Annotated in this window: 14 protein-coding genes; 3 read left to right on the forward strand and 11 right to left on the reverse strand. The window is 51.1% G+C overall.

Going from position 1 to position 22,905, the window contains the following annotated elements; genetic code table 11:
* Nucleotides 1-251: 251 nt before the first annotated feature.
* Complete coding sequence (locus AC6I7T_RS07285; protein ID WP_497792681.1) at nt 252-2,996, forward strand: carboxypeptidase regulatory-like domain-containing protein; 2,745 nt, start codon at nt 252-254, stop codon at nt 2,994-2,996.
* 126 nt (nt 2,997-3,122) lie between these two features.
* Here the strand turns inward: AC6I7T_RS07285 and AC6I7T_RS07290 are convergent, their stop codons facing one another.
* The 5 genes from AC6I7T_RS07290 to AC6I7T_RS07310 form a co-directional block, all read right to left on the reverse strand.
* Nucleotides 3,123-5,474 carry a putative bifunctional diguanylate cyclase/phosphodiesterase gene (locus AC6I7T_RS07290; RefSeq protein ID WP_497792682.1) on the reverse strand — a complete coding sequence of 784 codons (2,352 nt, stop codon included), beginning with the start codon at nt 5,472-5,474 and terminating at the stop codon, nt 3,123-3,125.
* A 191-nt stretch (nt 5,475-5,665) separates the two neighbouring features.
* Complete coding sequence (locus AC6I7T_RS07295; RefSeq protein ID WP_497792683.1) at nt 5,666-6,907, reverse strand: ABC transporter permease; 1,242 nt, start codon at nt 6,905-6,907, stop codon at nt 5,666-5,668.
* Nucleotides 6,908-6,929: 22 nt separating this feature from the next.
* Nucleotides 6,930-8,183: an ABC transporter permease gene (locus tag AC6I7T_RS07300; protein ID WP_497792684.1), complete on the reverse strand. Its 1,254-nt coding sequence runs from the start codon at nt 8,181-8,183 to the stop codon at nt 6,930-6,932.
* Between the two features lie 69 nt (nt 8,184-8,252).
* The gene (locus tag AC6I7T_RS07305; protein WP_497792686.1) at nt 8,253-8,795 is read right to left on the reverse strand and encodes a 3-hydroxyacyl-CoA dehydrogenase NAD-binding domain-containing protein; all 543 of its coding nucleotides are present in this window, start codon (nt 8,793-8,795) and stop codon (nt 8,253-8,255) included.
* A gap of 51 nt (nt 8,796-8,846) precedes the next feature.
* A complete protein-coding gene (locus AC6I7T_RS07310; RefSeq protein ID WP_497792687.1) occupies nt 8,847-9,134 on the reverse strand; it encodes a hypothetical protein in 288 nt (95 codons plus the stop codon).
* A gap of 191 nt (nt 9,135-9,325) precedes the next feature.
* Between AC6I7T_RS07310 and treY the strand changes: the two genes are divergently transcribed.
* On the forward strand, nt 9,326-12,301 hold the full coding sequence (gene treY, locus AC6I7T_RS07315) for a malto-oligosyltrehalose synthase (protein WP_497792688.1): 2,976 nt from the start codon (nt 9,326-9,328) through the stop codon (nt 12,299-12,301).
* A gap of 317 nt (nt 12,302-12,618) precedes the next feature.
* Nucleotides 12,619-13,605 (forward strand): MBL fold metallo-hydrolase, encoded by a 987-nt coding sequence (locus AC6I7T_RS07320; protein WP_497792690.1) that lies wholly within the window; start codon nt 12,619-12,621, stop codon nt 13,603-13,605.
* A 63-nt stretch (nt 13,606-13,668) separates the two neighbouring features.
* Here AC6I7T_RS07320 and malQ read toward each other — a convergent pair whose 3' ends face one another.
* The 6 genes from malQ to AC6I7T_RS07350 all read right to left on the reverse strand — a co-directional run bounded on the left by malQ (nt 13,669) and on the right by AC6I7T_RS07350 (nt 22,593).
* Nucleotides 13,669-15,180, reverse strand: a complete 1,512-nt coding sequence (malQ, locus tag AC6I7T_RS07325) for a 4-alpha-glucanotransferase (RefSeq protein ID WP_497792691.1) — start codon at nt 15,178-15,180, stop codon at nt 13,669-13,671.
* Between the two features lie 130 nt (nt 15,181-15,310).
* A complete protein-coding gene (locus tag AC6I7T_RS07330) occupies nt 15,311-17,287 on the reverse strand; it encodes a peptidylprolyl isomerase (RefSeq protein WP_497792693.1) in 1,977 nt (658 codons plus the stop codon).
* A 272-nt stretch (nt 17,288-17,559) separates the two neighbouring features.
* Nucleotides 17,560-18,741, reverse strand: coding sequence for a BON domain-containing protein (locus AC6I7T_RS07335; protein WP_497792695.1), 1,182 nt, complete (start codon nt 18,739-18,741; stop codon nt 17,560-17,562).
* A gap of 192 nt (nt 18,742-18,933) precedes the next feature.
* The gene (locus tag AC6I7T_RS07340; protein WP_497792696.1) at nt 18,934-20,646 is read right to left on the reverse strand and encodes a bifunctional transaldolase/phosoglucose isomerase; all 1,713 of its coding nucleotides are present in this window, start codon (nt 20,644-20,646) and stop codon (nt 18,934-18,936) included.
* A gap of 338 nt (nt 20,647-20,984) precedes the next feature.
* Complete coding sequence (locus AC6I7T_RS07345) at nt 20,985-21,602, reverse strand: HD domain-containing protein (protein WP_497792698.1); 618 nt, start codon at nt 21,600-21,602, stop codon at nt 20,985-20,987.
* A gap of 4 nt (nt 21,603-21,606) precedes the next feature.
* On the reverse strand, nt 21,607-22,593 hold the full coding sequence (locus AC6I7T_RS07350; protein ID WP_497792699.1) for a type I phosphomannose isomerase catalytic subunit: 987 nt from the start codon (nt 22,591-22,593) through the stop codon (nt 21,607-21,609).
* Nucleotides 22,594-22,905: the final 312 nt, after the last annotated feature.

A 22,905-nucleotide genomic window follows, 5' to 3' on the forward strand; every position in this document is an offset into this window, starting at 1 on the left:
GAAGGACAAACCACCAACTTCCGACCTATTAACTACACCCGTGTTCTACCTATTTCTCTCTCCAACAGACCTCCGCCCACAAACACCTCATCTCTCTAGAATCGTTCATTCGCCGGTATAGTTCCTAGCTCAACAGTTAGCGAAGTCTCCCGTTACGGAAGGCCTGAGCACTGTCGCGTCTTCATAAACTGCACCGACAGAATGTTCTCTTTCTCTCGAAAGCTTACTGCCAGATTTTTGGAGGTGTATCTATGCGCTCCCTATCAGGACGGGCTATATGGGCCTTTCTGTTTTTGTTTCTTACTGCTTCATCCTTAATCGTTGCGCAATCAAGCTCCGGAATTATTAATGGAACTGTTACAGATCCCAGCGGAGCCATAATTCCGGGCGCAACCGTTGTCATTCAAAATCCGGTTAGCGGATATATGCGAACATTGACGACGGATTCTGAGGGCCGTTTTCAGTGCCCCAATCTGCCTTTTAACTCGTATCACCTCACGGCCGCAGCAACCGGATTCAGCGCTGTGGCACAGGATGCACATGTAACATCGGCTGTTCCCTTGAGTGTCAGAATGTCACTCAAGGTGGCAGGCGAAGCTACCACTGTAACTGTCGAAGCAGAGGACCTGATTCAAAATACGCCAAACTTTCGCACGCCCGTAGATCGGGACTTGTTCGCCAAAGTCCCCTTAGAAAGTCAGTCGTCTTCTCTTAGCTCGCTCGTCACTCTTGCATCACCAGGCGTTGCTGCCGACTCCAATGGACTCTTTCATGGTCTTGGGGACCATGCTTCGAATTCTTTCTCCGTGGACGGCCAGCCAATTACCGATCAACAGAGTAAGGTCTTTTCGAACCAGATTCCTTCCAATGCCATTCAATCGCTAGAAGCAATTCCCGGTGCTCCTCCCGCAGAATACGGCGGCAAAACCAGCCTGATCATTAGCGTAATCACACGTTCAGGACAGGGGCTGAGCACTCCACACGGAAGTATCTCCAACTCGTATGGCACATTTGGTTCTGCAACAGGGGCTTTCGATCTGGGCTATGGCGGTCAGAATTGGGGAAACTTTACTGAAATCGACGGCCTGAATACCGGCCGTTTTCTCGATCCTCCGGAATTCACCGTCTTTCATGCAAAGGGAAATGAACAGAACTTCTTCAACCGTTTCGACAGAAACCTCACGGCAGAGGATTCTATCCATTTGAATCTCAACTACACACGCTCCTGGTTCCAGACACCTAATGCCTATGACAATCTGAATGTTCAGAACGTGATCAGCGGGGGAACGACGGCTAACCCTGTATTGGGCAATGTAGGCGATACCGATCAACACGCCAAAATCGAAACATTCAATATTGCGCCTCTCTACACTCGCATCATCGGCTCAAATTCTGTTTTCAATTTTGGCTCTTATATCCGGCGTGACGCTTTCAACTACTATCCCAGCAGCAATCCTCTCGCTGACCTTGGGCCGATACAGAACCAGACGATCAATCAATACAGGACACTCACCAATGCCGGTCTGAGATCTGACTACACGATCCAAAAAGGAATTCACGACATAAAAGCCGGAGCCGTTTATCAGCACACCTTTCTCAGGGAACACGACACGATCGGCTTCATCAACTCAACCTCAAACTCGCCATGTCTCGATGCCGATGGAAATCCGGTAAGCGGTTTTACCGATCCCTCGCAATGCTCCGCCGCTGGCCTTCAGCCTAACGACGGCTCGAATCCCAATGTCAAAGCTACAGCCTTCGATCCGAATCTGTTGCCCTACGATCTAACACGTGGAGGATCTCAGTATCGGTATTTCGGTCATACCGATGTGAAAGAGCTTGCCATGTATATTCAGGATCAGATCAAGGCCGGAAACTGGACCTTTAATATCGGCATGCGTGGAGATCTATACAACGGGCTGACCATTACGCGCCAGCCGGAACCGCGTGCAGCAGTTGCTTACAGCATCAAGCCAACGAATACAGTTCTTCGTCTTTCCTACGCAAGAACGCTGGAATCTCCCTTTAACGAGAATCTGGTTCTCTCCAGCCAGGGATGCGGGAACAATATTCTTTCTCCATTGCTAAGTTGCACACCGGGCGTATCGACGACTGTACGGCCAGGATTCCGCAACGAGTTTCACGCAGGCTTCCAACAAGCCTTTGGACATAACTTCGTCTTGAATGGTGACTATATCTGGAAGTACACCCACAGTGCCTTCGACTTCGCAATACTTGGCAATACACCCATCTTCTTTCCGATCAGTTGGCATAATTCGAAAACGCCCGGTTTTGTACTGCGTGCCACTGTGCCCAGGTATCATGGATTTTCAGCTTTTGTCACAATGTCCTCCATCGCAGCACGATTCTTCCCGCCGCAAGTTGCTGGAGCGGGAGCAACAGTTGGACAAAGCGGACTTCCCTTCCGAATTGATCATGACGAGAAGTTCAACCAGACAACCTATGTTCAATATCAAATACCGGGCAAGCGGGGTCCCTGGATCGGATTCAACTGGCGCTACGACAGTGGCTTGAATGCGGCATCGACACCTTGCTATAACATCTCCGACCCCAATAGCCATTGCGGGAATATATCAACTACGCTCAACGGCCAACCGGCAATTAATTTAAGTGGCTTTACTGCCGATCAGGAATTTGAAGCAGGATTGGCATGCAATGGAGTGAAAGCAACACCTACCAATGCTCTCCCTTCCGTCTGCCTGGCTTCACAACTTTCTTCCAGTCTTCTTTCGATACCTAGACCGGGAGCAGAGAATGACGATACAAACCCATCGCGAATCAAGCAACGGAATCTTTTCGATGCTTCCATCGGTGAAGACAATCTCTTCGGAGGTGATCGTTATCGGTGGAGTCTGCGCTTAACGGGCGTAAATCTCTCTAACAAAACCGCACTCTATAACTTTCTCTCTACCTTCAGCGGAACACATTACGTGACGCCACGATCCTTTACCGGAGAAATTGCTTTTCACTTCTAACGGAACACTGGATCCTTGTAAGCGGTAAGGTCGATAGCCTTACCGCTTCTCCCCCAAATGAGCAAGTTTGGCTATCAAGGATGGACAGAAGACGGGCATTCCATCAAGAACTGTTCTCGCTTGCAACTACAGGTTCGTCCTATCGATCTCGCAATACTCGCCATCCGGAGCATCGAGTTCAAGAGCTTCAAGACTCTTGAACATTCTCTCAGCTTCAAGAGCCGGAGCCGGCTTTGCGAAGAAATACCCCTGAATCGAATTGCATCCGGCCTCCCGAAGCAGATGTCTCTGCTCTTCGGTCTCAACTCCCTCGGCAACGACCCAAAGCCCCAGCTTATGTGCCATTGAGAGCACGGCTTCCACGATTGGACGTGTAGTTCCCGGTCCGGTGAGCTTCTCGATAAAAGAACGATCAATTTTCAGAACGTCGATGGGCAATCGATGCAGATGACTCAGCGAGGAATATCCCGTACCGAAATCGTCCATTGCAATCCTTACGCCCAGACTCTTTAGGCGCCGCATCTGCCGTGCTGATACGTGAAAATCTTTCATCAAAAGATTCTCCGTTAACTCTAACTCCAGAAGATGTGGTTCCATGCCGGTCTCTTCAAGAATATGCGCAACGTTTTTTGCGAAGTCTTCGTTTGAGAACTGTATTGGAGAAATGTTAACGGCTATGGGAACTGGAGGATACTTAGCCTCTTTCCATTTGTGGGATTGTAAGCAGACCTGACGTATAACCCAGTTACCGAGAGGCATGATCAAGTCCAATTCCTCGATGATGGGAATGAACCTGGACGGAGAAACCATTCCGAATTCAGGATGCTCGAAGCGAAGAAGCGCTTCGAAAGCCAGCAACCTTCCATCGGGGGAACACTGGGCCTGATAATGTACTCGAAACTCTTCCCTCTTCACGGCAAGAATCAAGGCCTCTTCCAGACCATGTTTCTCTTCGAATTGTTCACTCATCCTGTGAACGAAGGAGCAATAATCCAGACCATTCCATTTAGCTTCATACATTGCCCGGTCAGCATTGCGCTGCAGAACGTCGATCGTTGCTCCATCGTTAGGGAACAAAGAAATACCGATACTGATGGAGACTTCCAGATTCAAAGAATCGACATTAATTGAACGGGTTACCGCCCGGGCTAACGAATTGGCAATCTCCTCAGCTTCAGCATGATCGGTAACATGGTCCAGGATTGCCATGAACTCATCGCCGCCCATCCGCGCCAGGGTATCGGATGACTGCAAATTCTCTAGAAGACAATTTGCGACTTGCTGCAAAACAGCATCGCCTACGGAGTGCCCATGAACATCATTGATTCTCTTGAAGCGGTTTAGGTCCACCCAAAGAATTGCGAATGACCGTTGTTCGTCTTTCGCCTGCTGAATGGCATGGATCAGGCGTTCTTCTCCCAATCTGCGATTAGGCAGTCCAGTCAGGTAATCGTGATAAGCGCTGTTGACGAGTTCGGTATGAATTCTTCGATGCTCAAGAACAAGAGCCGCCATTTTTGCGGCCATTTCCAATTCTTCGAGATCGCGTGCCTCGGGAGCAAATTTCAATCGGGAATAGACCGTGAGCGTTCCTAATGGAGAGCCATCCGCAGAGAAGAACGGCGCCGACCATACCGATTGAATTCCGTTTGCATTAAGGAGCTCACTCCACGGACGGCGAACCAAATTCAGATTCGCGACCACGTGAACAGACCCTTTCCCCAAAGCTGCGCTTTCCGGAGCATCAGGAAAAGCTGAATTGATAGCGGTCAGATGAGCAAGAAGTCTTTCCGGGAGTTCCGCAGCTGCAGCAAGTTCCAGTTGGCTACGCGTCTTGCTTACAAGATGAATCGCACATCCCCAGGCTGTACGCTGTTCTGCAACCGTTCGAGCCAGCAGAGACACAACTTCCTCGATAGGATGATTCCTTGCCAACATCTCCAGAACACGGTTCCTCCCCCGGTTGAGTTGTTCAGCCCGTCTACGTTCTTTTACTTCGGCACTCAACTCCGAGGTCCGATTTTCGATTCGTTTTTCGAGAGTCGCCCTTTCCGCGCGGAGAGCTGCTTCAGCAGCATCTTTCTGAGCATTCTGAATCTTCATAAGGAAGCTCAAGCGCAGAAGGCTCCCCGTTGCCCCGACCATCAGAAGTAAGGTTGCACAATCAAACCAGATTTTGACGTTACGAATACGCTGGCCTGTATGAACAACGTTCCAACTCTCTTCGTCCAAACGTTTCAATTCACGTAATCGATCAGCAGATAAAGCTGGGGAGCCTGTTTTCTGCTCCAAGCGTTCTATCTCCTGCTGCAGTTGCTCATGCTTGGCATACGAATCCAGATAGAGCCTCTGAAGGAAGAGAGAGACAGAAAGGCTACCTCCGGAGAACAAGAACTGCATCAAAATCAATAAGATATAGAGGCGCCCACCAGTCTTTACGGCGTTACCCGCAGGCATCCTTTTGGGTTTTAAGGACATGTTCTTCTCTTTTTATATCGGCAATCCTCATGAACACGCCATGAAAAGCTATGTTTTGCAACGCGGTTTCCTTACAGGAGTGCCTATCCACTCGCTGTCCAATTTCGAACAGCGAGTGGATACATACGGATCAAAAGAAAAGAAAAGGTGGAAATCAGAGGGCCAAATCATCTGAGCATAGCCCTCAGGCTTTACTCGTAGCGTAAAGCTTCGATGGGATCAAGATTGGAAGCGCGTATCGCCGGAATCATTCCGCTAACCAAACCGACAAGGATTAGGATCCCCGTCGCTACCACAACGATGGTGGGCGATATCAACAATTGGATATCTGCCGCTTCGGCATTTGTAGCCACAGCGCTATAAAAAGTAATACGACCGACACAAAGAGCAACCGTATAGGCAAGAGCGATACCCAAAATCCCACCAATTCCGGTAATCACGAAAGACTCAGCCAGAAATTGAATCAATATGTGCCGCTTCCTGGCGCCTAAAGCCTTCTCTACACCTATCTCACGCGTGCGTTGCTGCACAGCAACCAACATGATATTCATCAAGCCGATTCCGGCGATGCCAAGTGTTAAGGCTCCGATAAAGGTCAACAGAATCTGCAATCCAATACTGAGAATGCGAAATTCGCTAAGTTGAGTCATCAAATTGGCAACGAAGATTGCGTTATGATCACTGGCCCTGAAGTTATGCGCTTCTGCCAGAGTATTGCGGATAGCACGTTCGGCAAGCTGGTGATCGCCTGTATAGTTCAGCCAAATACCATCCAGATACTTTGTATCTTTGATGTCGCTCATCGTATTGAATGGGACATATACTTGCCGATTAATGTCGTTGTCATCGCCCTCTTGCATCTTCGGTTTCAAGACTCCGATAACAGTGAAGCTGATTCCGTTAATCCGGATATGTTCGCCTATAGCATAAGCTCCGGAGAAGAGCTTGGTCTTTGCCTCAGAAGCAAGTACCGCGACATGATTTCGCTGCATATCGTCTTCGGAGGTAAAAAAGCGGCCAGCATCGATATCCAGAACCATGATGTTCTGGATATCGGCACGTTCGCCGTTTACATACCAGGTGTAGGTATGGAGATCGTTTTGTATGGTGACGCTTTTATTCACCAGCGGAGTAATGTGATCGAGATTGGGAACGGTATTTCTCAAACGCTCAATATCGTCCTGCGTGAGCCGGACCTGAACTCCGGCCTTCGACCCGCCAGCCTGCTCGCTGGTTCTTCCTGGGAAGACGCCGATCAAACGAGTTCCCCACTGAGCGAAAATGGCCTCAAAAGCACGCCCAAATCCAGCGCCATAGGCCAGGAGCAACACGACCGTAGCAATGCCCCAGGCCATTCCAATCATGGTAATTGCCGTACGGCGACGGTTAAACAACATCGCCTCATAGGCCTGTTTCAAGATATCGACGAACATGGTCTCGCTCCCAGGTAATTCTTTATTCCCTTCTCAGGGCCTCAACCGGTTCCAACATTGCAGCTTTCCTGGCTGGATAAAGACCGGATATTACGCCGCACAGTACCAAGGAGCCCATGGCAAGCGCAGTTGACCATGGCACCAGGGTAGGAGGATCGAAACCAGCAAACCCTGGACCTACAACTTTTTGAAGCACAGCCATAAGAGTGCCCGCCCCGGCAATGCCAATCAGCCCGCTCACTCCGGTAAGCAGCAGACCCTCCAGGAAAAACTGCATAAGGATGCTTCGATTCGTCGCGCCAATGGCTTTACAGAGACCGATCTCTTTGGTCCGCTCCGTCACGGAGACGAGCATGATGTTAATGATTCCGACCGCTCCCAACGCCAGGGTCACAATGCCAACCCCACCCAGGAATACATCCATCGCAGTAAAGATCTTGCCGATTAGACGCTCTTCCTTGATCGTGTCCCATTCCTGCCAGGCATCTTTCGCCTCGGGATCGAAGCCATGACGTCTTGCGACAATCGCGTGAGCAGCAGCTACAGCCTGGGCATTCTCTCCGCGGATAGTCGGTTGGTATTGCAAGGAATTAACAGCATCTTGAGGGATGTTTTCCCCCGTCAGAGGGAAAAGCTCCAGCATTGTGGTGAGGGGGATATAGACTCGCTGATTGTCCCAATCATTGTTACCGCGATTGATTTTCTCGACGGTCCCCACAACAAGGAAACGGATGCCATTTAAAGTGACGTACTCCCCAAGAGAAGGCCTACCTGGAAACAGCAGTGCTCCGCTCTTGCTTCCCAAAACAATGACACGGCGGCGGTCGCGAATATCTCCAGCATTGATGAATCGTCCTGATGCCACAGGAGCAAAGCGAATGCTTGTGTAATTCGGCTCAACACCCATTACGGCACCGGAGGTGCTGGCAAACTCGCTGACTTCCTTAATGTCAGAACGATTCAAGATGGCCATAACATCGCGGATAGCCGCTGCCTGACGCATCTCCTCCTCATCGCCAAGAGTCAAATAATAAGGACGCATCCCCGTATGCTGGTTGGGCATGGCGGGAATGGAGCCACCCCACATCATGATGATGTCTTTGCCGAACTTGGATAGCTGTTTACGCTGGCCGGTACGGAATCCTTCCCCCAGACCGACTAGCAGCAACAAAGACCCCACACCCCACGCAATCCCAAACATAGTCAGAAACGAGCGCAGCTTATTCGCTGCTATTGCGCGGAAGACTTGACCGAGAGTGTCACCGAAGCTCTGCATAGGTTCCAAGACCCTATACGCATCGGCTCCCGGGATGGTTCCCGAAAACCGCCCTGGAAACTTGTGTCTTTAGTTAGCGACCGGTCTTGCCGTTAAGGAAGAGAGACTCTCCCCAGCATCGAGTTGAAAGACAACTGTATAACCGAGAGCCGTCCAGAAAGTAGCAACGGCCTCCATCACCTCTCCACTGCTCTGGGAGGTATGGGAAATCGGAATAATCTCCGGGAAATCCACTTCTCCGAAGAAGATCGGCTTAAGTCGAAGTGCCAGGCATCGATCAGCCCTGTAGGTGCAGGAAGCCAGATCGGCAATGCTCAAGGTCGTAGTTGGTGTTACAAGGATGGACCGGGGTGGAGCCATGCGGTCCAACAGGCTAAAAATCTCGAGTTTGGACTCCAACTCGTCCGGCACACAATCGATGATGAGATCGGCGTCCCTGACTGCCGATTCCAGGCTCGAAGCGAATTCCACAGGTTTAGCGGAATCGATAGAAGCTGAAGACGCAAACGACAGCATATCCGCAGCCGCGGAACGGAGATTCGACGGCAATACGTCTTCGAGGATCGTGCGAAAGCCTGCCTGTGCAGACAGAAAAGCCAACCGTCTGCCCAAAGGGCCGGCTCCCACGATCGCAACTGTGGCAATAACACCCACTGTAAGCGGCTACTTTGCTTCCAGTACGTTTAGGACATCAGACAGACTAGGCTTCGCGGATTTGAGATGGTCGCTCACAAGCTGGCGTTCCTCTGCGGGCAGATTCGCCGACAACGCCACTACACGCCGCAATGTGACAGACACATCATCTATGTAATTCATCAGGCGGATTGCTTCACCAGAAAGGGGCATCAGAAGGACCTCGAAACAAATTAAGTCGTTTCCATTGTGCAGCTCTTCAAGAGGGAGGCCACAGCCGATCCGTTCTTTCGAAAGAATCGCTGCAACGACTTCCATCTCTTGCCGGCTCCGCAAAGGAAACGGTGTCGCTTTCGCTTCACCTATTGTCAGCTCCCCGGCTGAATTCGTAAAGCGGCCGGAGGCTTAAAACGGCGAAACCAATCTCCGCATCCAACTTTCAGATTTTGGACGATTTTAGACCACAACAATCTCACTCCCTGATACACAACCAAGGCATTGCCAGGCACATGACAGATTGCATCGATCAGCTCCTTCAGCACGACGCGCGCACTCCCGTTTCAACCTATCGGCTTCAAATGCACGCAGGCTTTCCCTTCTCTGAAGCCAGCAAAATAGTCGATTACCTGAAGAAACTGGGTATCAGCGATATCTACAGCTCGCCCATTTTCGAAGCTCGTGCTGGCAGCATGCACGGTTACGATGTCACCCGCCACGACCGTCTGAATCCCGAGCTTGGCGGAGAAGAAGATTTTGCACTTCTGAGCGATGCCCTGAACAAAAAAGAAATGGGCTTTTTGCTGGATATTGTCCCCAACCATATGGGCGTGGGAAATGATTCTCTCTGGTGGCAGGATGTTCTACAAAACGGCCGCTCTTCTCCATTTGCCGACTTTTACGATATCGACTGGACCCCGCTCAATCCGGATATGCATAACAAGCTCTTACTGCCCATTCTTGGAGCACAGTATGGAGAAGAGCTTGAGAACAAACGGATTCAGCTCTCGCTCGAAGAAGGACGCATCTGGGTTCGTTACTACGATCACCGAATGCCACTAGGACCTAGAACTCTGGTTCACATCTTCGATGAAGAGGATGAAAAGCTCCTGCCTACGGAGTTCATGGAGCTGATCCAGGACTTGCAGCATACTCCACCGCACGATACCACCGATCCCGCACTAATCGCGCAGAGGCAGGAACAGATGAGCGAGCTTAAGCCAAAACTTCAGCAGGCTCTCAGTTCCGCCGAGATACAGCCGACCATGCAGAGGATTCTCGACAAGATCAATGGAGTAGTCGATCAACCGAGCAGCTTCGATCGCCTGCACGCGCTCCTGGAGGTTCAACCGTATCGGCTGGCCTTTTGGCGTGTCTCGACAGAGGAGATCAACTACAGGCGTTTCTTCGATATCAATGATCTTGTTGGCCTCAAGATGGAGAACCCCGAGGTCTTCGCTCAAACCCATTGCATGGTGCGTTCGTTGCTCGCCCGGCGGCAAATTACAGGATTGCGTATTGATCACTGCGATGGGATGTTTAATCCCCGCCAGTATTTGATACGGCTGCAATTGCTATATCTGGCAAGCCAGTGCTACGGAGAGGCGCCGACGCAACCGACCGCACCGAACGGCATCGAGATGGAACTCCGCGACCGGCTGAGAACTTACGATTGGGCGCAAAGTCAGGGTCCCTTATATGTGGTTGTCGAAAAGATCCTGGAACCCCGGGAATATCTGCCCCGGGAATGGCCGGTTCGAGGAACTTCTGGCTATGACTTCGTTTATTTTGGTACGCAGATTTTCATCCAGCACGAAAATGAAAAGCACTTCGACAAGTTCTATTCCAAGATTCTCGGACATAAACCCGATCCGGACAGAATCATTTACGACTGCAAGCTACAAGTCATGCGATCCTCGCTCGCAAGCGAGGTTTACGTCCTGACCAATCTGCTTAGCAGACTTGCAGCCGCCGATCGACGTGCTCGGGACTTCACGGATAACATTCTTGAGACGGTGATTCGAGAAACAATCGCCTGCTTCCCTGTCTACCGCACCTACATCGACGACAGAGGCCAATACACCGACCGTGACAGGGCTTTCATTCGTTATGCCATCGCTCAGGCGAAGAAGATGAACCCGGGGGTGGACGTCTCGGCATTTAACTTCCTTCGCGATATGCTCCTTCTCACTACACATCGCGATCCCGTGCCGAATGGAAACACCGATCCCAAACAACTCTATTTTGCGCTGAAGTTCCAACAGCTCACGGGTCCAGTAATGGCCAAGGGCGTCGAGGATACTGCCTTTTATCTCTACTATCGTTTCCTTCCTTCGAATGAAGTCGGCGGCTCAATGAAGGTCTTTGGAATATCCCGAGAGTTGCTTCACCAAAGCAATCTCGAACGTCTGGAAAAATCTCCGGGTACGATGCTGGGCAGTTCCACACATGATACGAAGCGCAGTGAAGACGTACGTTCGCGACTATGTGTCCTATCTGAAATGCCAATGGACTGGGCCGTAGCAGTCCGCGTCTGGCAACGTGCGAACGCCCGCTACAAAAAGAAGTTAGAGGATGGCCGGATTGCTCCCGACTCCAACGAAGAGTACTTCCTCTACCAAACAATCTTGGGAGCATGGCCTGGCAAGATGGAAACGCCAGAGAAGCGGGAGCAATTTCTAGAGCGAATCAAACAGTACACCTCAAAAGCTCTGAATGAGGCCAAGGTTAATACCAGCTGGATAAATCCCGATAATGATTACCTGCAAGCCGTCTTCGAATTCTTAACGGATATTCTGATGCCCGATAAGAAGGGGCGCGAAAGCAGATTCGTAAATTCTATTCTGCGCTTTCTACCCCAACTGCAGCTTTTCGGAGCTCTCAACTCTCTGGCATTAACGCTTCTAAAGATTGCGTCTCCAGGAATACCCGATTTTTATCAGGGAACAGAGCTGTGGGATTTGAGTCTGGTTGATCCTGACAATCGGAGGCCTGTAGATTACGAACTTCGAAATCGCCTCCTGGATGAGCTTCAGACGAAGGCCGCCGAGCAAGGACTACTTGCGGTGGCAACCGAGGTATTGAACACATTTCCCGACGGCAGAATCAAACTATGGGTCACGCATCGCGCTCTGTTGACCCGCATGCAAAATGCCTCACTTTTCCAGCAAGGTTCCTATGTGCCGCTGACGGCCTCTGACAATAAAGCGGAGCATGTCATTGCTTTTTTCCGTCAAGATCCTGCCACAGGAAAGAGCATAGTCGTTGCGTTACCGCGCTTTGCACGAACTTTAATGAAGGGGCGGCTGGAATTTCCGCTCGGGAGACATTGGGGAGAAACCGATATATCAATCCCCGAAGATGCCGCCGGTCACTATACAAATGTTTTCACCGGGGAAGATCTGAATATCGAGCGCAATATTCGCGCATCCGAACTCTTCGCTCGTTTTCCTGTCGCGATGTTAGTTAGAGCAGATAACCCTCAATAAACAGATTTAACAAACTATCGAACGCTTCTCGCGGAGTAATTGCAGTCGGCTGCTATAACAGGCTGCAACCTTTGCCATGGCGTAATTGTCAGCTTTATTTTTTTGAATTCACATCCAGAGATCTCACATCTACCAGACATGTTTCACATTTCTCTGCTCAGAAACAGGCGAGAAATCGATTCGAGATTGTGATTGGTGGTGCACCTTCAACGAACTGATCCGAGCATATAAACTTGCGCCGAGGTTTGTTTGTCGAAAGATGCACCTTCTCATGACAGCAACTCTCATACTGCTCAAGACAGGAGAAAGAGTAGATCATGTCCACCCCCCGCTTGATTCGTGACCTGCGGATAGCACTCACGATCATCCTATTTGCCAGTTTTTTATTTCCAGTCCAGTTGAACGCATCCGCACCTCCGGCTAAAACCAACGGCCCCGGATTTTATCGCTTCATGCTCGGAGATTTTGAAGTAACGGCGCTCTCCGATGGAACTTTTGACTTCGCGCCGAAAAACTATCTCACGAATGTTGGCCCGGCTGAGATCGAACATAGGCTTGCAGAGTCTTTCATGACCAGTCCTTATCAGATGTCGATCAATGCCTTCCTTATCAATACAGGAACCAAGCTAGTTCTCATTGACACCGGCCAAAATGGAGACCCGCAACCAGGTTCCAAACCGAAACCTTACGGACATCTGCTTGCCAACCTGAGAGCTTCCGGTTATTCCCCTGAACAAGTGGACGAAATCTACATCACACATTTCCATGGTGATCACATCGGCAACCTTATCCATGAGGGGAAGGCTTCTTTCCCCAATGCCATTGTGCGTTTTGACAGCCACGAAGCGGAATTCTGGCTCTCTCCGGAGAACATGAAAAAGTATCCGGCAAAAAAAGAATCCATGGAAACGGCACAGCAGGCGCTCGGACCCTATATACAAGCAGGACACACGAAGCCTTTCGATGGCAATACTGAACTTGTACCCGGGATCAAGTCCGTCGGAGCATTCGGGCATACACCCGGACACAGCTTATATCTGGTCGAAAGTAAGGGACAGAAGCTACTGCTCTGGGGAGATCTGATGCATGTACAGATCGTCCAATTCGCTCACCCCGAGGTCACAATCAAATACGACATCGACTCGCCCACGGCGGCAGCAACACGAGCGAAAGTATTTGCCGAAGCGGCTAAAGAAGGCTATCTAGTCGGTGGCGCTCATATTTTCTTTCCAGGAGTAGGTCACCTTAGAGCAGAGGGACAGGGTTACATCTTTGTGCCTCTTGCCTATTCTCAAATTCAATAAGCTCTGTCACCCAATAAGGCTGCCATTCTCAATCGGAATGGCAGCCTTATCCTGAAAATCAATCTACGACTCTTCGGGTGGGACCAAATCCCGATCGGTAATTTCGGTCAGGGCTGCCAACTTTTCGGCTAAATCCGAAGTCAGGACTCCCTCCGGGCAACGCCAGCTCCAATTTCCATGAGGATGAGACGGAGTATTCATACGGCCGTCGCTATCCAGCTCCAAGATATCTTGCATCGGGAAAAGACATAAATCGGCTACCGATCGGGCAGCTGTGCGGATAAGCGGCCAGACAACCCCCTGATCGAGAGACCCTAAGTAGTTCTCAACCGCAATCTTCTCTTTCTCGGTAGCACCCGATTCCCACCAACCACGGGTCGTATCGTTGTCATGGGTTCCGGTATAAACCACAGTGTTCGCTACATATTTGTGAGGAAGGTAGTTGTGCGCCCCACGATTGCCAAATCCGAATTGCAGGATTCTCATACCAGGCAGCTCAAACTTTTCCCTAAGCTCGTCCACCTCGGGAGTAATCATTCCAAGATCTTCTGCGATGAAAGGCAATGTCCCCAGAACTTCGCGCAGACGGGCAAAAAGCTTCTCGCCGGGAGCCTTGATCCACTCTCCATTGATAGCTGTTTCATCCTTTGCAGGGATAGACCAAAAAGCCTCAAAGCCGCGGAAATGATCCAGCCGGACTATGTCATAGAGGAACTCTGCCCGGCGAATTCTATCGATCCACCAATCGAAGCCCTGACGCTCCAGAACATCCCACATGTAAAGAGGATTCCCCCAGCGCTGGCCTGTCTTGCTGAAATAGTCAGGGGGCACACCTGCAACCCGAGTAGGACGCAATTTCTCGTCGAGTTCGAAGAGATCCGGATGTGTCCACACATCGGCGCTGTCATAGTTCACAAAGATCGCGACATCGCCAATGATGAGGATTCCCCGTTCAGCGCAATATTTCCGAAGATTTTGCCACTGTTCGTCGAACGCAAACTGTAATACCTTCTCGGCAGCAATAGCAGCAACATTCTCATGCCGCACACGATCTAGAGCTTCGGGTCGGCGTTGGACTAGCTCATCAGACCACTGATTCCACGCACCGGTATTGAACTTTTGTCGCAGGACGTTGTAGAGAGCATAGTCTTCAAGCCAGTATGCATTCTCGGCTGAAAACTGTTCATAGCGCTGCCACTGTTCAGATGGCCGGTGTTGAAGAAAATTATGGGCAGCCTCAAGCAATAGCGGCAATTTGCGCTGGCTCACCAGATCGAAATCGACATTTCCTTGACGCCCTGGCAGATTGGCAATGCGCTCGCCTGCAATCCATCCCCAATCGGAGAGATATTCCAAACTGATCAATAACTGGTTTCCCGCAAAGGCAGACATCGCCGCATATGGGGAATTTCCATATCCGGTCGGGCTAAGCGGAAGCACCTGCCACAACCTTTGTTTCGCTGCTGACAGGAAGTCGGCAAATTGATAGGCTGCCGGTCCCATGTCCCCGATACCACCGTAAGAAGGCAGAGAAGTAACGTGCAGAAGAAGACCCGAGGAACGATCAAATGGCATGGCTATATTAGAGCATTTCCGGACACCCCACCGGGACCGAAAGCACTCTCCTTCCTGCGGACAAAAAGAAAGCCCGCTCTGGAAGAGAATCGCAAAGAGCGGGCTCGGTTGCTTCTAAATTAAAGAGTGTTTAGCTCTGCGCTCCTCCGCCTTGCAATGCACTCTGGGACTTCTTGTTGATACGGATAAGACCAGCCTTCTGATACTTGTTCTGCAGCGTTGTGACGTAAACCGCAAAGGCTTCTTCACGACGCGATTCCAGAACCTGCTCACGAGTCTGATCGAGGTTCTTCGCGATCTCCTCGGCAGAAGGCTCTTGCTTCTCAAGCATCTTTGCCACAATTCCGTTTCTTCCGTTATTGATGGCATTGCCTATTTGACCGACCTTCAGGTCAAAGATCGCAGGAGCCTGGCTTGCAAGCTGACCGATATCCGGAACCTGTCCATCCATTCCAACGAGATCGCTGGTTTCCAGGGTAGCTCCAACTTCCTTGGCTGCCTTGGCCAGATCGTTCTCAGCATGAGCGCGATCCATCAGTTCGTTTGTCTTACGAGCGAGTAACTGAGGGAGCTGCTGTTCACGATAATCATCCGCGATGTGAGTCTTGTACTCGTCGAAATTTGGTGCGTGAGGAGCCTTGATCTCGACAACCTGGAAAACGGCATACCCTTCGCCCGTTGAAGCAGACTGAGGAGCCGCGCCCTGCTTGGCGGCAAAGGCCTGAGTCAACACCTTAGAACTATCGGCCAAACCAGGGATGATTCCGTTCTGATCGAGATAGTCAGAGGTAACCACCTGAAGATGATGGTCGGCAGCAATTTTTGCCAATCCAGCCTTCTGCGCTTGGGCAGTCAGCTGCTGGGCAAAATTGGCTTGAGCCTGGGATTGCTTCTGGTGAGCCAGAATTTCCTGGATCCGGGGACCGACTTCAGCAATGGATTGCGTATGAGCCGTCTGCTTCTCTTCGACTTGAATGATGTGATAACCGAACTGGGTCTTTACCAGATCGGAGGTTTGTCCAGGATTCAAAGAGAAGACAGTCTTGTCGAACTCAGGAACAGTTGCACCGTGCTGCAGGAAACCGAGCTCACCACCCTGCTCCTTGCTGCCAGGATCGTCCGAGTTCTTCTTGGCCAGATCGGCAAAGTTTCCACCCGCCTTAATCTGCTTCAGGATATCGGCAGCCTTGGCTTTTGCCGCAGCATCGGTCTTGGCATCGGCTCCCGGGGCCACCTTGATGAGAATGTGGCGAGCCTTTGCCCGATCAGGAACTTGATATTCCTTCTGATGGGCGTTGTAGTACTGCTGAATTTCCTGCTGAGATACCTGAGCATTGCCACCCGGAATCTGGCTATCGGAGAAGGCAATATATGAAATCTTGCGCTTCTCAGGAATGGCCGTCGCGTACCGTGCCGCATTTTGCTTGAAGTAGTTCTGCAGATCGGCATCGGACGGATTGATCTGTTTACGAAGATCATCCGATTTCAGAACTGCATATTGGATCTTGATCTTGGTTCCCTGTTTCCGGTAGGTATTGCGAATCTCGGCATCTGTAACGGCGACGCCACCGGTCACCATCTGGCGCAGACGGTTGATCAGGATTTCTTTCTTGAGCTGAGTCTCAAAATCCTGGCGAGAGATGCCGAAGTTGTTCTGAATGATGTCGGTATACTTGTCCTCACCGATAAACTGCCCATTCGGGAAAAGGACCTGCCCAAACATTCCGGTGTGAAGAAACTGACGAAGATCCTCGTCGGTCACCTTCAGGCCAAGACGGTCGGCTTCCTGGAGCATGACAGCCTGCTGGATCATGCCTGCGCCAACCCGGGGAATGATGAACGGCAGAGCAAAATCAGGATAGTGATTCTGCTGAAGCTGCCGCTGGGCCGCCTGCTGGACCTCTTGCATACTGATTTTCGTACCAGAGGAAAAGATCCTACCTAAAAGGCCGCCGGTGCGTACCGTTGCATAGGTGTCACCACCCCCAGCGCTGTCCTGGAAAATACCCGGTACAAGGGTAATGACCATGGTGACAACAGCTGCGGAGATGATTACAACGAAGATCGCCTTCACCAGGCGATTGTCTTTCTGAAGAAAACGGATCATGGATGGGTAACGACCTTTTACCTGCGCATGTCTTTGCCGCCCGCTCCCATGGGAGCCAGGGCAAGAAGGACAGAAGTTTCCTGATTCTTTGATTTCAGGATGGGGAAATTATAAATGACCACAGACGCGACGGTGTGCTTCCACCTCACCGGAGAACAGAAAAGGGGCGTTGTCGGCCAAGCCGATCAGCGCCCCCCTCATAATCCAGAGCCATAGCCTTTAGGGCTCAACGGCCGGGAACCAGGCTTAAAACCTGAAACGGGCTCTCATCCCTACCATCCACGGTGGTAGTAGCGATGGTAGTAGTACGGATAGGGATAGGAGTAATAAGGATAGGGGTAAACCACTACCGGTGGTGGTGGTGGATAACCATAGCCATAAGCCTCCCGCCGGTACATCGTTGGACGATTTCCGGCCTGGGCAGTTGCCAGCCGCTGGGCTTCCTGCGCACTCACTGGAATTACCGTCACAGGATTGGCCAAATGGAAGCTCACCAGTGTTTCAGGCGGCAGAGCCACCTGCGGCCCGGATGTCGCCGCCGAAGCCGCTACTCCGGTAGCTCCCCCAGCAACCGCACCAATCGCGGCGCCGGAGCCTCCGCCCGCAATCGCACCGATAACCGCACCAATGGCAGCACCTGCAGCAGTATTGCCAGCTGTATACCCGCCTTTTCCCGATCCCTGAGCCGTCCAGACGTCGGAATCAACAACATAGGTCCGGCCATCCAAGATCAAACTGTTCAATTTCAGAGAAATGGCATGCTTCCCAGTCACAGAACCGGAATTCGGACTCTGCACATCGACAACCTGGCCTTCCAGCACCGCACCGCGCGGAATGGCCAAAACTCCTCCGGAATAGATGTCGCTCGACGAAGTGAACTCAACCATTGCACCCGGGACGCTGTGTTTGCTGTCCAGTCCCTCACTGGTTCGCACTTTTAGTAAAGTCCCCTGCGGGATCACCACCGGATTTCGGGATACCGGATTCGGAGATGTCTCAGATACATAAGGAGGCCGGCTATTTCCAACAGGAGACGCCGACTGCTCTACTCCGGTTTCCGCAGCCCCTTGACTCATTGGTTGGGTAGCATTCTGATCCTGCACTTGGCCCGAAGAGTCCCCCGGCCCAACCGTCAAATGGTTCGCCACAGACTTGACCCCAGAGACACGGGAAATCGCCATCTCAGCCAATTCTTTCGAGGCTTCATCCCTCACCGAACCAGAGAGAGTCACATCGCCACCTATGGTGGCAGCCGTGATCTGCTGGTTCTTCAAAGTTGGCGAGGAGTTCAGAACATTGACGATATCTGCCTCGATTGCCGCGTCATCACGTTGAGCCTGTTGCGCAACGGCTGGCAGGCTCATCGATAGAGCCAAAGCAGTGGCTAAGGCTATTTTGCGTACTCCCAAGCCCAAAGGAGAACCTACTACATTGTCAAAACTCACTAGTCTCATGGCGCAATCACTTCCGGTGTGTTTCCTACCCTAATAGACGTGGGTGGAAACACACCTGTCATCAAGTAGAACCCGATATTCCAGTGAAAGTTATGCGTCAGAGCCCGAGACAGGGCGACCCCGTCAGACAAGAAAGAGCAGCCCTTCCCCGAGCTGCTCTTTCTTCCTCCCTGTCCTTTGGCTAATCCAGCTTCAACCGAGCGCTTTTTCGATTGCCTCCGCTAGCCTTTGGAGTCCGGCTTCAACATCCGACGAAAGATGCACACGTAAAGCTCGTCGCCCCCTCTGCTGCAATACGGCCAGATCTCCAGCAGCCTGAGCCGCAATCACCACTCCAAAGGTGTACTTCTGATCCGGGATCGGCACATCCTCGGAATAATCGCAGGTGATTTGCAGAAACACTCCGGAATTTGGACCACCTTTGTAATCCTGCCCGGTTGAGTGCAGGAATCGAGGACCAAAGCCAAGACAGGTCGCCACCTTTTTACTGTCTCGAACTTTATGCCGGAATCGCTGAATGATCCGCTCGTTTTCCTTGGACATCGTGAGATAGGCCAGAGTAGCGAAATAATCGCCCGGGTGAAGCTGGTTCAGGTGCGCACGCAATATTTCAACCGCAGATTGCACAGGCGTTGCACTCTTCAGGGTTCCAGCATACTTTTCATCTGCGAAAAACTTGAACCCCTCAGATTCCAAAATCGGAGCAGGACTAGCCAGTTTTCCGCTCTGTTCATACTCCGAAGTCAGGCGGCGAGTCTCAACTTTGCTGGCTTCGACGTCGGGCTGATTGAAGGGATTGATTTCGAGGATGGAACCAGCAACCGCTGTTGCAATCTCCCAGGTAAAAAACTGCGTCGCGATGGCATACAGTTCCGATACTTCAATCAAGACAACCGGATGTCCGGCCTTCTCCAGAGCTGCAACCTTGGCATCCAGATCTGCGTTTACACTGCGATCGAGCTTCAGATATACGAAAAGCCGATCTTGGCCATAAGCCTCGGGAGCTGCGATGGTTTCGCGATCGACGGGAGTAATCCCCTTACCCGATTTGCCGGTTGATTCAGCGATCAACTGCTCAAACCATGCACCCAGGTCGTAGATTTCCGGCGAGGTAAAGAATGTAATCTTGTCCCGGCCAGCCTTGGCGGCGTGCCCCATCGCAAGTCCGAGCATGACCGCCGGATTCTCCGCAATGGTCTCGTTTTTCGAGAAGTCAACTGCCTTTTTGGCATACCGCAGCAGCTTCTCAATATCCAGACCTATCACTGTGGCGGGAATCAGTCCAAAATTCGACAAAGCGGAATATCGTCCGCCAATCTGAGGATCTCCGAAGTAGATGTGCCGGAAACCAGCGGCCCTCGCCACCTGCTCCATCTTCGAACCCGGATCAGTAACGGCAATGAAGTGTTTTCCAACATTCTCGGCACCAACAGCCTGCTTCATCCTGTCAAAGAAATACTGTTTGAGGATGTTTGGCTCCAAAGTGCTCCCCGACTTGCTGGAGACGATAACAAGCGTCTTCTTAAGGTTGACTAGATCAGCCGCCGCTTTTACCTGAATAGGATCAGTGGAATCTACAATGTGCAGTTCAGGAAAACGGGGTTTTCTTCCGAAGGTAGTAGCTAAAACTTCAGGGCACAAACTAGAGCCCCCCATGCCAAGCAAGAGGGCCGACTCAAAGCCGGATTTCTCTATCTCTGCAGAAAGCGACTTATAAGCATCGATCTCCTTTTGCTGGCGCTCGACTATGTCCAGCCATCCGAGCCACCAGCTTTCATCATCACCACTCCATAACGAAGCATCTTTCCGCCAAAGCTTTGCGACTTTCTGGTTGGACTGCCAATCGGCGATGGACGCATCCACCTTCGATTTCAATTCGTTGGGTAAGGAGTACTGGATTTTCATAGCAGTAGCATTCTCGTCGATAAACAAGATGCCTGCAACGGAAGGATTGCTGCTAAGAAGTGAAAATTGAATATGTTGGAATCAACAAAGAAAACGCACGATTTTTACCATTTAGAAACATTTCCGTAAAGATATTAAAGATAGCTATCTAGACGAATAAGTGCCTGACAGCAAAAGCAACTTACGCACATACAAATAACCACAGAATCCAGGCATTAAGACGAATTGCCAGCTAGAGCGGAATCAGGGTAGATGTATCCGCAAGCCACAGAGGACTGCGCAGCTTTTCCGTCGCACTTAACCCTTGCCGGATCGGACACGATAACCCTGATTTCGCTCTAGAAAAGCTCAGCTCCTGCTTCTTGATGAAGAGCCTTAAGAAACAACCGCAGCATAGAGACTTTCGCTTCTGCCAGACCTTGAGAAGATGGCAAACGCAACTTTGCAGGCAAATCATTAACGGCAGATTCCAGAACCGGTACAACGTCGGAGAAGAGGGTGTACCGCGTATCCCGTCCAACTTTGACAACAGATCGAAGCACAGCCACGCAGCCAAGCTGCTCCAGGATATCCGCGTCGCGAACGACGACGGCTTCCAGGCTCCGAGGCTCATCCTTGGGCTGGTGCGTACGAATTACGGACTGGACATGGGAAATCTTCTCCGCAGGAAATCCAACCCGGTTCAAGATCTCCGGAACCCTGCGAACCGTATACTCCACATGATCCCAATGCTGCAGTGCTTCCTTCGACTCAGGCCGGTGACCGATAAAGACGCCGAGATCATGCAGCCAGACAGCTGCAAAAACCACATCGTCGTCATATGGGAGTCCTAAACCTATTTTCCGGGTAAGCGAGTAGAGCCGCGGCTGATGTCCAAATTTGTCGGCAGGCTTGGCCTGCTCACGAATCAGCTCGATTAAGACCTGACGCCACGGCTCAAGGGACTTCTCGCTCATCTTGCTAGTTCTTCGGTTCCTTCGGAATCATGCGAATCAAACTGCTTTTGTTCTCCGATTCTACTGTCCAGGCAGGAGAATTAGCGGGCACGACAGCCAGGCTTCCTTGAGGAAGTACAAAGCTTTCAAATTCCTTGCCGGAAAACTTCACATCTCCTTTAGAAGCAAAGAACAACTGGAAGGACGCAGCTTTTGGATCTTCCATGCCTATGATTTCCTCCGCGCTACGACAACCCTGAATGCAAAGCTGCTCGACGCGGAAATAAGTCTCGTCAATCAGAACGGAGCGATCGGACTTCACCATCGGCTGAACCTTGCCGGCATGCGTTTGCAGACGCATCGCCTGGAAAGACTTCTCCAGATGGAGCTCTCTCGGGCGCCCGTAATCATAGATTCTGTAGGTCAGATCCGAGTTTTGCTGGATTTCGAGGAAGACCGAGCCAGGAGCGATTGCGTGAACCGTGCCCGCATCCACAAAAATCATGTCTCCCTTTTTCACATGCAGCCACTGCAACAGATTCTCCATCGTAGAATCGGCAATCGCCTTCCGTAACTGTTCGGGAGTAACGCCTTCTTTCAGTCCCAGAGCAACAGTGGCATCGGGCTCGGCGTCCAGCGCATACCAGCATTCCGTTTTGCCCCTTGGCTCGCCAAAGGATTGCGCCAACTTGTCATCGGGATGGACCTGAACACTCAGCTTCTCCTTGGGAAAGAGCACCTTGATAAGCAGAGGGAACTCTTGTCCAGCCTTATCGGCTCCAAGCAGTTGAGCACTATACTTGGCGGAAAAATCCTTGAATGACATCCCGGAGAGAGGCCCGCTGTCCACAACGCATGCATCTCCAGTCAGCCACACTTCACCAATCGGCTCTCCCTCGGTGGTGTAGTCATACCATGGACGGAGATCCTGAAAACCCCAGATGCGAGTTCGAAAATAAGGAGCCAAACGAAACGGCGCAATCTGCTCCAAAACTTGACCTTCTTGACCCAACAGTTCCTCCCCTTAAGCGCTAAACCGCGCGAATAACGTTCCCTTTTTCTTATCCGGGCAGACTCATAATGCTTTTCTATCGTAGATTCAACAGGTTAGGATGAAAAAGCGATGGTAGCCCAACCCCGGATGGGCAAGAGACATCCCCTTGAGAGTAGTCTATTGCAAACACATAGGGTGCGCATCAGTCTATTCCCTTATGACTCAGATGGATGCGAATGGGAAATAGACTCTACAATTCTTTCATAAAGAATTCACACCATTATCGCGTAAATCCTACAAACAAAAGATATTTTTAGGGCGTTGAAAATT

The sequence above is a fragment of the Humiphilus diazotrophicus genome (assembly GCF_059726315.1).